Origin of the sequence: Actinacidiphila alni (genome assembly GCF_900112845.1) — a bacterium.
Taxonomy (GTDB): Bacteria; Actinomycetota; Actinomycetes; order Streptomycetales; family Streptomycetaceae; genus Actinacidiphila; species Actinacidiphila alni.
In genome coordinates, this window is record NZ_FONG01000027.1 from 18,227 (window position 1) to 29,403 (window position 11,177).

Here is an 11,177-nt window from a genome sequence, read left to right on the forward strand (position 1 = left end):
ACCAGCGTCCTCCGAACGCCTGACGGGACCACGGAACTCGGACTCTCTCCCAATCGCGCCGGAGACTCCTGGGCGAAGACGGTCGGGATCCGGGCGGCCCCAAAGGCTGACGCATTTTCAGCGCCAGCACCGCCCCTCACAGGTCGCCGCCGGTGCCAGCGATTCCCCATTCACGGCACTGCGGCGGCCGGAAGGCGCCCGCATTTTTCAGCGGATGGGCGAGGCCGGAATCCTTGCCCATTCCACACTCACCGAAATCCTCAGCAAGGAGTGATCTGCCGTGCCCAAGAAATGGCTGCTCCGGCAGAACAACAAGGACCTCAGCCGTGATCGCATATGGGTCTGGTCACTGCCCGCCTGGGTGGTGAGCATCCCGGGCAGAGGCAATATCAACGTCTGTCCGAGCGCAGGAGTATGCGCACGCCTCTGCTATGCCCGCACCGGTACCTACCGATTCAGCAACGTCCGCGCAGCGCACCTTCGCAATCTCGAACTCACTTTTGACCTTCCCCTGTTCGAGCAGTGCATGCGCGCTGAACTCCAGCACCCGCGATACCACAACGGCCACGTGAGGCTACACGACGCCGGCGACTTCTACTCCCGCGAATACGCGCTGGCGTGGCTGAGGATCGCCCGCAGCGCGCCGCAGGTACACCTGTACGCCTACACCAAAGAAGTTGCACTGTTCAAAGACCTGCCTCCAGGAAGTCTGCCGCCCAATCTGGACATCGTCTTCAGCTTCGGGGGACGCGACGACCACAGGATAGAGCCGGGCGACCGGGCCGCCGACGTCTTCCACAACCGGCAGGCGATAGACGCGGCAGGCTACTTCGACCAGGCCGCCTCCGACCTCCTGGCCGTCACCGGACCGCCACGTGTAGGAATGGCCGCGAACAACATCCCCCACCTGCTCAAGCAACAAGGCCCTCACTCCTTCCGCCAACTCCAAGCCGAACAGGACCGACAGCACGCAGCTCGACTGGTGCGTGCACGGCAGCGCGCACGGCGCAGCGCCGACTCCGCCTGACCAGACTTCGAGGCCCGAGGCGACTAACCCGGCCGCGCGGTCCCGTGCCATCGCACGCGGAGACCGCGCGGCCAGCGGGCGCATTCGCCGCCGCCAACTGCGAGCGAGAAATACCGAAAGATGCAGATAAGAGGCTTTTCGCGACGACATTTTGATGATTGAATTAGACATATTAACATCGGGCGGGGCCGGAATCCCGACCGATGCCGCCGAAACCTCAACAGCCCGAGGACGATGCGATGAACGATGAACAAGCGCTCGACGCGGAGCAGCGCCCGTACACGGCAGGCTTCCGGCCGGCGGTCTACGACTGGGACGGGTGGACGTGCGCGGACTGCCCGGTCTGCGGCGCGGGCGCGGCGTGCGCGGACTGCGCTGCCTGCACCGCTTTCGCGGCCCCGTACCCGCCCCACTGGGCGAAGGACTGGCGGCCCGGGGAGCCGTACCGGGGGATCGAACTGTTCGGCGGCCCCGGCGGCATGGCGGCGGGGCGGAGCCTGGTCGACCGGGGCGGCGACTGGGTGCTGATCGAGGTCAACCCGCACGCGGCCGCCACCGCGCGGGCGGCCGGGCACTGGGTGGTCGAGGCCGATGTCCGCACCCTGGACCCCCGTCAGCCGGTGCTGCGTTGGACGCACCGTGTGCACGGCTCCCCGCCGTGCGGCACCTTCTCCGGCGCGGGCCTGCGGTCCGGGTGGGACACCGACGAGGTCGCGCTTCTCCAGTCCCTGATGTGGCAGGCGACCGAGGCTTTCGGATTCCTGCCGGTGGACGACCTGTGCTCCCTGTACGGCGGCCCTCACGACTACCACGGCGGGTGCATGACCGACCCGGAAGGCTGGGACGAGGACCTGTGCGAGGGCGGCGTGCTCCCGCCGTGCGTCACGCCCGACCAGTTCCGCCAGGAGGCAGCCGAGCTAGTCAGCGACGACCGCACCGCGCTGATGGTCGAGATGCTGATCTGGCCCATGTGCCTGGTCCAGATCGGTGCCCCGCTGATCAGCATCACGATGGAGCAGTCGGCGAATCTGCTGCGTCAGAGCCCCGGTCTGGCCGAGGCGCTCCAGAGCGAGATCACCTCGCCCGACGGATTCGGGTGGGCCTGGTGCAGCTTCCAGGTCGCCGACGCCGCCGATTTCGGCGCGGCCACCCACCGCGAGCGGGCGTGGATGGTCGCCACCCGCTATGAGTGGCCGCGCTACGCCGTCCAGAAGGACGGCGAGGCCCCGGCCCGGGAGATGTGGGCGCCCTTCCTCAGGAAGACGGGTCAGCTCCCCGACTTTGCGCCGGAGCTGACCCAGCGGCTCGACTTCTACCAGGGCCGCCCGGCCCTGCCGGTCGTCAGCGTCGCAGAAGCCCTCGGGCTGCCAGAGAGCTGGTGGGCCGATACCCGCGGCAAGCGCACCGTCGACCCGAAGACCGGGCGGGTCCGCGGTGGCGGCAGCTTCCCGCTGGACGCGGTCGGCCAGTGCGTCACCGCCACGTGGTACGGCGTGAGGCTCCGTCCGGCTGACGTCCCTCAGGGCCAGGGCACGATGCGGCTGAGCCTGCCCGACCTCGGCGTGCTGGTGGGCATGCGCCGCGACTACCCGTGGACGTACATCCCGACCCGGAAAGGCGCCACCGGTATTCGGAACCTCACCCAGATGATCGCTGACATGGTCTCCGTATTCATCGGCGCAGCCGTGTCCGCGTCGGTCGACGGCGGGGACTGGTACCTCCCGGCCGTCGTGCACCAGGCGAGGATCTACCGCTTGGACCGCCGTAAGCGCGCGCCCCTGCCGTGTGCCGCCGAGCCGACTGAAATGCCGCTGCCGAACCAGCAACTCGGTCTGTTCGAGGTCGAAGCCACAGCGCTGCTCCAGACCGCCTGACACGTCCGTCTCGGGCCGGGGCGGTCACCGCCCCGGCCCCGCCCCCCCGGAGTGCCCCAGTCATGACCTTCATCCCCAACCCTGAGACGAAACGCCTCTACCAGCAGGGCCTGACCCTGGTTCAGGTCGCCGCCCGGCTCGGCGTCAACGACCGTACGGTCTCCCGCCACCTCAAGGCTCTCGGCGTACCGACCCGCCGCGGCGGAGGAGGACGGCCCACGATCGACACCAGCACCATCGACTGGTACCAGGTCGCACACGAGCACACGATCGACGGCGACTCCACGATCGTGCTGGGCGAGCGATACGGGGTGCACCCGGCGACCGTGCACCGCCACTTGACTCGGCTCGGCGTCAACCGCAGCAGAGACGACGCAACCCGCCTGCGCAGCACCACCCCCCGACTCCTCCGGGGCCAGGTCGAAGGGCTCGCCTCCGACCTCGACGTCGAACCCGCCGCCTTGGAAGAGCTGCTCCGCAAGCATCGCTTCCTGACCGATTGACCTCGCCCAGGCGGGACGGACCGTCGGTCAAGTCCTCCGGGAAACCGCGTCTCGGCTCACCCCCGCACCCGCGGGGGTGAGCCGAGACGACATCTGTGCCCGGCCCGCGGCCCGGCAGTCCGTCCCGCCGGCCGGGAGGAGACGCTCGGCTCGCCACGCGTTACGGACGGCCTTTGCCGTTTGCGCAGCCCGGAATCCATGGCCCGCCGCGCTCGGCAGTCTTCAACTCCGAGCACAAGATTGCCTGCGGTAGGTGTGCCGCTTGGGCGTGCGACAGGCAGCCGTCCGGTCCCTAACCGAAGGTGCACGGTACTGTCGAATGAATCGCCCGGTGGGACACACGATGACAGGGGGCAGCCGTGCCAGGACCGACGCTTGTGGAGATGGCGATCGAAGATCTGGGCCCGCAGCATATCGGCATGGCCATGGAGGTCGACAAGGACGGAACGCTCGTCGGCTTCCGGCTCAGCCGGTACGAGCGCAGCCTTGTCGACGGTGTTCAGCAATGGCGCCTTTTCAGCGATCAGAGCGCGTGGACCATCAAGCTTCCTGCCGGAACGCGAATCCGCTGCCAGCCCTTCGGACTTGTCGCGTCCGGAACGCACCCCATCGTCGGCGCACCGCCGGCCCCAGGCACGATGCCCGCGGTCGCTGCCGAGGCACCGCGCACCCCGGAGTCGTGGCTCTCGCCCGCTCCCCAGGGCTGACCGCCGTCTGCCCAGCCGGAGCTGCGGCCCCGGCCCCCGTGATCACGAATCGGCGTCCGGGGCCGCGGCTGCTTGGCCGCTCCCGGGGGCACTCGCCTGCCGTTCGCCACGCAGCCCGGCGTCCCTGAACTGCGCGATGACATCCCGCGGCTGGCCGAGCCGCTCACAGACGGCGCCAATCCGCGTCAGCTTCAGCATCTCTCCCACCGCCGCAGCCTGACGGGCCCGCAGCGGCTCCGTCGTTGCCCGCGTCTCCGCAGCCACTCTCTCGGCGTGCTCGCGTAGACGCGTCTCCGCGCGCTCCTGAACGTCGTCGGCCTCACCCGCCGCCAGGAAGAACTCCGTCGCCAGGTCCTCCAGTTTCTGCTCGGCCGCCCGGACCCTCGCCGTCCGCTCGCGGGCCCTTCGGCGCGCGTCGATCTCCCGCGCCGATCGTCGTTGTGCCCGTTGTTCTGACAATCCGAATCGCCTCCCTGGTCGACCTTCGTTGCGGCCATTGTGGCCGATGCGCGGCGGGACCGGATGCGGTGCGCGGTGAATTCGTGGCTTGAGGCAGTCAGAGGCAGTCAGAGGCAGTCAGAGGCAGTCACTTCGAAATTGATCATGCCTGTGGATAACTCGGAAGGCGCGGTTTTCCACGGGCCCGCTCGGGAGAGCGGGCCCGTGGAAAACCGTAGTCGCTACGCGGAGCGTGAAGATGCGGGCCGCGTCGCGGCTCGTTGTCACCGGCTCGTTCCTCGCCTTTGCCAACTCCCCTTCTCCGCACCCCGCATCTTCACGCTCAAAGCTCTTGCATTCACAATGACACTAGGTACATTGAGTAGATGATGACCATCCACAAGCTCTCTGCTGGGGATGGATACCGCTACTACGTCCAGGAGACGGCGGCCGGCGATGCGCGGCGTCCCGTCAAGAGCGAGCTTGGCGACTACTACACGGCGGACGGCAACCCGCCGGGGATCTGGATGGGCGCCGGAGCGGCGGCGCTGGGGGTGGCGGGTACCGTCACCGAGCAGCAGATGGCCGCCCTTTACGGCGAGGGACTGCACCCGAACGCCGACACGATCATCCGCTCCGCGCTCGACGAGGGGCTGTCCGTGGCAGCAGCGACCCGTCGCGCGCGCCTTGGCCGGCGGTACTACCGGTACGACCGCAGCGGCCCGCTCACCGCGGCGATCCAGGACGCCGTCGACACCTTCACCGCCCGTACGGGCAGGGAGCCAGGACCGGAGGAGCGCCGGAAACTGCGCGCGAAAGTCGGCGCGGTCGCATTCCGCGAGGGCTTCGGCCGTTCGCCGCGCAGCAGCGAGGAGTTGGGCCGCTACATCTCCGCGCAGGAGGCGCCCGCGCAGCAGGCGGTGGCCGGCTGGGATCTGGTGATGCGCGCACCGGAGGACATCAGCAAGGGCCTGTTCGGCCTCGGTGATGACGCCGTGTGCGCCGCCGTTGTGGAGTGCCACGACGCTGCCGTGCGTGAAACCCTTCGGTGGATCGAGCAGCACGCGCTCGCCACCCGCACGGGAATCAACGGAATCGCCCAGGAGGACGTCGCCGGCGGCCTGATCGCCACGAGGTTCCGGCACTTCGACAACCGGCTCGGCGAGCCGCTGCTCCACGACCATGTGGTGGTGTCCAACAAGGTCCGCGGCCTGGACGGCAAGTGGCGGTCGCTCGACGGGAAACTGCTTTACGCCATGGGCGTCGCCGCCTCCGAGCACTACAACCAGCGCGTCGTCGAACTCGTCTGCCGACGCCTAGGGTTGGCGGCGGAAGAGCGAGAGGTTACGGCGGGCAAGCGCCCGGTGATCGGTATCACGGGATTCGACAGGGCCGCACTGCAGCCGCACTCGCGGCGGACGAAGGACATACGACAACGGTTGGATGAACTTCTCCGCGCGTACGGCCAGCAGCACCGCGGCGAGCCGACGGCCGCCGTACGGGCCGCGCTGATCCAGCAGGCGACTCTGGAGACCCGCCCGGCGAAGAAGAAGCGGTCCTCCCTTGAGGCCCTGCGAAAAGGCTGGCGTTCAGCAGCGGTGCGCGCGGTCGGTGAGCAGCGGGTGGCTCGTCTCCTCCGAACGGCCCAGGCAGCAGCCGTCGGCGGGGCGAGGGCCGGCGGACCGGCGGACGTCGACATCGCCGAGGCGGCCGAGGACGTCCTGGCCACGGTGTCCGAGCAGCGGGCGGTCTGGGCCGAACGCCACGTCATCGCCGAGACCCGGCGGCATGTCGTGCGGCTCACGGCCGGACAGGGCGCTGACGACGAACTGGTCAACGCTGTTGTCCGTGCCGTCCTGAAAGCCTCGCTCAGCATCAATCCGCCCGACCTCCACCAGCCGTTCGCGCCGCTGCAACGCAGCAGTGGTTCAAGCATCTACCGGCGCCGCGAAGCCGACCTCTATACGTCCCGGGCGGTCCTCGACGCCGAGGCAGTGGTCCTGAATGCTGCGCGCGCCCGGGTGATTCCTGCCCTGGCACGCGCCGAGTTCTCCGCAGTCTCGGCGACATTCCCGCAGCTCGACCCGGGGCAGCGGCACCTGGCCGAAGAGTTCGCGTGCTCCGACCGCCTGGTCGTCGCCGGGACCGGGCCCGCAGGTTCGGGAAAGACCACCGCCCTGAAAGCTGTGCGCGCGGCAGTGACCGCCGGAGGCGGACGGCTCATCCCCCTCGCGCCATCCTCACGAGCGGCCAAAGTGCTGGGGGACGCGCTCGGCACCAAGGGCTTCACCCTCCATAGCTGGCTGGCCGAACGGGAGCGAATCGTCGCTCCCTCCTCCGGATCGCGAGAACCGCGCCGCCCGCGGAGGCGCCCCGGCGTGCGCAGAAAGGCGGCCCCGGCCCGGCGCGGCTCACATCAACTCCGGCAATCGGCGACCCTGGCCGACCTTTATGCGCTGGGGCCCGGGGACGTCATCCTGGTCGACGAAGCGGGGATGGCAGGATCACAGAACCTCGCTCGCATCGTCGCCGAAGCGACCGCCGCAGGGGCCCTGGTCCGCCTCGTCGGCGACCCGTACCAGCTGGGCTCGGTCGAAGCCGGCGGCCTGCTGCGCCAGATCACCCGCGATCCGGCCGCGGTGCACGTCGACCTTGATATGTTGCGTCGGTTCTCCGACCCCGCCGAAGCCCAGGCCACCCTCGCCTTGCGCGACGGCGACCCGGCCCAAGCCTTCCGCTGGTACCTGGATCACCATCGCGTGGTCGGCGGCACACGCGAGGAAATGCTCGCCGACGTCTTCGCCGCCTGGCAGGCCGACACGGACGCCGGCGTGCACACCATCATGATGGCCGACTCGGCCGACAGCGTCCGCGACCTCAACGCCCGTGCTCACACCGCCCAGGTCATCGCCGGGGCTGTCGACATGCGCCGCTCTGTAACTCTTCGCGATGACGTCCACGCTGGCGTCGGCGACCTCATCGTGACGCGCCAGAACACCCGGCAGCTCCCGGTCCGCGGCGCGCGAGACCACGTCAAGAACGGCGACCAGTGGGTGGTCGAATCGATCGGCCCGCGCGGTGCCGCCCAGGTCCGGCACACCGGCCACGGCGGGCGCGTGATGCTGCCCGCCGGTTACCTGGAACAGCAGGCCGAGCTGGGATACGCCTGCACCGTGCACCGGGCGCAGGGCCTGAGCATTCACACCGCCCACGGTCTCATCACGGCCGCGACCTCCCGGGAGTCGGCATACGTCATGGCCACCCGGGGAGAGCTGAGCAACCGCCTCTACGTCGCCACCGACGGCAGCGGCCAGACCGTCCGCGACGTCCTGGAGACCGTCGCCGCATCCCGCCAGGCGTCGGTTTCGGCGCACGATGTGATCCGAAACGAGCAGGAGCGGGCCTACTCAATCAGTCAGCTCGCCGCCGAATACACCGACGTCAACGCCCGGGCTGCGAGCGTCCGCATCCAGGCAGTTCTCCGGCGCGTCCTCGGCGGCGCAGCGGAGTGGTTCATCGGCGCGGAAGCCTGGGGCGTGCTCGAACGCTCGCTGCGCGACGCCGAGAAGCAGGGCTGGGACCTGACCCGGCTCGTCCCCGCCGCCTACGCAGAACGCGACTTCCACGACGCCGACGACGCCTCCGCGGTGCTTGCCTGGCGTATTGACAACCGGCTCGCCGAAGGGGCTCAAGCACTTTCCCGTGCAGCGAAGCGCGAAAGAGAACCCGGCAGGAGCCGGCCCCTCAAAGACCTCGCCGACGAACAACTGCAGCATCTCTTCGACCTCGCACAGCGGCACCGCCGCACCGCGCTCGACGAACTGCGCCGTGCCGATGCCGCCGTCGCCAGCCAGCCCCGCACCGTTGTCGTCGGCGGTCTCCCCAGTCCGGCATGGCCGCTACGCCCGTACGGTCACCTCACGCACGCTGAACTGGCGGAGTCGATCGCGACCGCCCGGCGGTCGGGCCGCCGTACGGACGCGCCGCTGCTGGAAGGCACGGCTGTGGCGCGCGAAGAGGCGCTCCTCCGGCAGGAACAGAGGCTGCGTCGCCGGATGAACAGGCGGGACCGGATGCGAGAAGACTGGCAGCGCGAGTCCGTCCCGGGCGCCGCCCACACCGCAAGCGGACCGGTAACCGCCACCATCGCCGAGTTGAGCACGAACTTCCATCGGCAGGACCACGCACATGAGCGCCTCGCCGGCGCGCAGGTCATCGTCGATCGGATCGCGGCCGAACGAAGACTTCGCCAACAGCTCCCGGACCGCCCGGCCCTCCGGCCCGACCATGGCGCCGACCTGCCGGACTGGCTCGCACCCGCCGACTCCCTGCGTGACCCGGATACCCCCGAGGCGTGGCGCGCCCACATGGTCGAGCGCCGCGCCGTCATCGCCCAGCGGCTGGAGGAAGCCGGTGTCATCCTCGCCTCCGAACGGCCGGACTGGGTGCGGCCACTCGGGCCGGTCCCGTCCGACGATCATCCGCTGCGCCGCGAGTGGGAGCGCACCGCAGCACTCGCGCTCGCGTGGCGGATCCGTCACAGCACCCCGGAGAGCGATGACGGTATCGGTGAACCACCGCCCCGGGCGGAGGACCTCGCCGCATGGACGTCCCTGCACGACCGCGTCCGGACAACGGGGCGCCGGGCTCGCGCGACCGCCGCCGCCCTGAGCAGGCCGCAGGATCCGGCCAGCGGCATCCGGATCGCCGCCCGGACCGCAGCGGGAGCGCAGCGCCGCATGCTGAACCGCCACCTGGCCAACGCCGCCGACCGTTCGGTCCTCACCGATTCCGCAAACGCTTTCGCGGACGTGGCACTCACACACGTCATGAGCGGCGCGGAACCGCCCGAGCCATGGGTGGTCGAGATTCCCAGTCCGCGGCCCGGCGACGATGTGCAAGCGGAACAGTGGAGGATCCTCGTCACGGCCATCGACACCTACCGCCTGCTGAACGGGGTCGACGGCAGCGATCCCCTCGGCGACAATGATCGCAGCGACAATCAAGAAGAACTCGCGGAAATGCAGGCAGCGTTGACTCTGTTCCAGCGCTCCCGCACGCACCAGCATCTCAACGAGATCCGCCGCCGGCGGGAATCCGAAGGCCGTCCGCACGACAGACCGGCCGACCGGTATGCCGCCGGCGCAGCTGGGTCACGCGTCCCGCCTGCCGCGCCCACGGGAACAGGCAGTGACAGCCACCACTCGCAACGGAGAACGCTATGACGGACACCAACGGCAACGACAAGGCGATGACCGGCAACCAGCAGGAACAGTTGGCCGAGTTCGCCGCCAAGCGCGCCGCACGGCTCGCGGTCGCCGCAGGCGCCCAGGACCACGCCGATCTCGCCGCGCAGCTCCAGGAGATGGACGCGACGTTCGCATCCGACCCCGACAGGGACAATCCGCTCAGGCAGGAGAACCACGAGCTGCGCCGCGAGATCGCCGTTCTCACCGCAGCGCTCCACGCCGCCCTGACCGGGACGATCTCGCTTCCGGCTGCGTAATCCAGCACCGAGCCTACCTTGACGGCCATCGTCGACTTAACGCTTGCCGTGGTGAAGTGCAACCAGGCGCTACAGCACCTAATGAGCCGGGCGCACCTCCAGTCGCCAGATAGGAAGAACATGCTCGCGTTCCCAATACTCGGCCGGAACAAGTCGCGCAAGTAGGGCTGGGACGGGCTCCTCGCGCAGGGCCCGGATATCGCCTCCTTCTGTTGTTGTGGCCTCCAAGAACCTGAGGGTATACAGGCGGCTCATGGCGCCGAGGACGGCGAATCCCTGCTGCTCAATCTCCCGATCCGCATCTTCGTTCGGGGTGTCGGGAGTAAATGTGTAAACTAGTTTCTCAACTCGTCCGTTGGCATCAAATTCCTTCTGCTCACTCGCGTTCCAACCTCCGTGCAGCATCAGAAACCAAGCGAGGTTCTTCTCACCGGCGTCCGTAATGACATTTCCCGCGCTAAGCAGTTCCACTGAGCCGATAGTGAGCCGGCGGGTCTCGCTATCGTGAGCTTGATCCACGACCCGTTCCCTGTCCCGGTCCATGGTCACGGAGAAAGTGAGAGGTGGCGTGGTAGCGAGCAGAGCATCCCCGAGGAGATGCATCTCGTTCTGCTTCATAGCATCCATCAAGGAAAGTCGCTGATGGGATCCGACCAGGCGAAACACTGAGGGGTCGACCAACGACCACATCTGTAGAGAACTCCAGAAATGTGCATACAGCAGTCGACCGCCCGTGGCCTGAGCATATGCGCGGGCTGCAGCCATACTCTTTGCTCGCACCGAAACTTCATAGTCCGGACCCATCGCGACTGGTGCTACATTCTTCACTTCGACGAGGAGTTGGGCTCCGTCAGCCAAAACGATCCGGAAATCTGGTGGCTGGAGATCACCTTCCGCATTGTCAAATTAGAACAGCCCAGAGTCTTCAGTCTTGATCATGCGGACTGCGCCGAGCGCGACCACTACGGCCTCAAAAGCGTATTGCGCCCGTCACCCCTGGAGCCTGGAGGGGTTGGCTAGCGAGTCGTGCAACGCCGTACTGATGGCATCCACCGTCTCGCCGTGCCGCTCACTCAGGGATTTCTGCCCATCGGGAGACGGCAGAGCAAGTTCAATCAATGG

8 protein-coding genes are annotated in these 11,177 nt (G+C 68.4%); 6 read left to right on the forward strand and 2 right to left on the reverse strand.

The features are described from left to right. Positions 1-280: 280 nt before the first annotated feature. The 4 genes from BM076_RS31680 (at position 281) to BM076_RS31695 (ending at position 4,111) form a co-directional block, all read left to right on the forward strand. Complete coding sequence (locus tag BM076_RS31680) at positions 281-1,027, forward strand: GP88 family protein (RefSeq protein WP_093717198.1); 747 nt, start codon at positions 281-283, stop codon at positions 1,025-1,027. Between the two features lie 239 nt (positions 1,028-1,266). Beyond that, positions 1,267-2,901, forward strand: coding sequence for a class I SAM-dependent methyltransferase (locus tag BM076_RS31685; protein ID WP_093717199.1), 1,635 nt, complete (start codon positions 1,267-1,269; stop codon positions 2,899-2,901). A 62-nt stretch (positions 2,902-2,963) separates the two neighbouring features. Then, the gene (locus tag BM076_RS31690) at positions 2,964-3,404 is read left to right on the forward strand and encodes a helix-turn-helix domain-containing protein (protein WP_093717200.1); all 441 of its coding nucleotides are present in this window, start codon (positions 2,964-2,966) and stop codon (positions 3,402-3,404) included. 383 nt (positions 3,405-3,787) lie between these two features. After that, entirely contained in the window at positions 3,788-4,111 is a 324-nt protein-coding gene (locus BM076_RS31695; protein ID WP_143120691.1) for a hypothetical protein, read from the forward strand. A 42-nt stretch (positions 4,112-4,153) separates the two neighbouring features. Here BM076_RS31695 and BM076_RS38080 read toward each other — a convergent pair whose 3' ends face one another. Next, complete coding sequence (locus tag BM076_RS38080) at positions 4,154-4,570, reverse strand: hypothetical protein (protein WP_093717202.1); 417 nt, start codon at positions 4,568-4,570, stop codon at positions 4,154-4,156. A gap of 365 nt (positions 4,571-4,935) precedes the next feature. On the opposite strand from BM076_RS38080, the gene mobF reads away from it, so the two are divergent. Together mobF and BM076_RS31710 are read left to right on the forward strand one after the other, a co-directional pair. Then, entirely contained in the window at positions 4,936-9,774 is a 4,839-nt protein-coding gene (gene mobF / locus BM076_RS31705; RefSeq protein WP_093717203.1) for a MobF family relaxase, read from the forward strand. Next, positions 9,771-10,055 (forward strand): hypothetical protein, encoded by a 285-nt coding sequence (locus BM076_RS31710; RefSeq protein ID WP_093717204.1) that lies wholly within the window; start codon positions 9,771-9,773, stop codon positions 10,053-10,055. The genes mobF and BM076_RS31710 overlap by 4 nt, the downstream gene beginning before the upstream one ends. A 78-nt stretch (positions 10,056-10,133) precedes the next feature. Here the strand turns inward: BM076_RS31710 and BM076_RS31715 are convergent, their stop codons facing one another. Beyond that, positions 10,134-10,673 (reverse strand): hypothetical protein, encoded by a 540-nt coding sequence (locus BM076_RS31715; RefSeq protein ID WP_143120693.1) that lies wholly within the window; start codon positions 10,671-10,673, stop codon positions 10,134-10,136. Positions 10,674-11,177 lie beyond the last annotated feature (504 nt).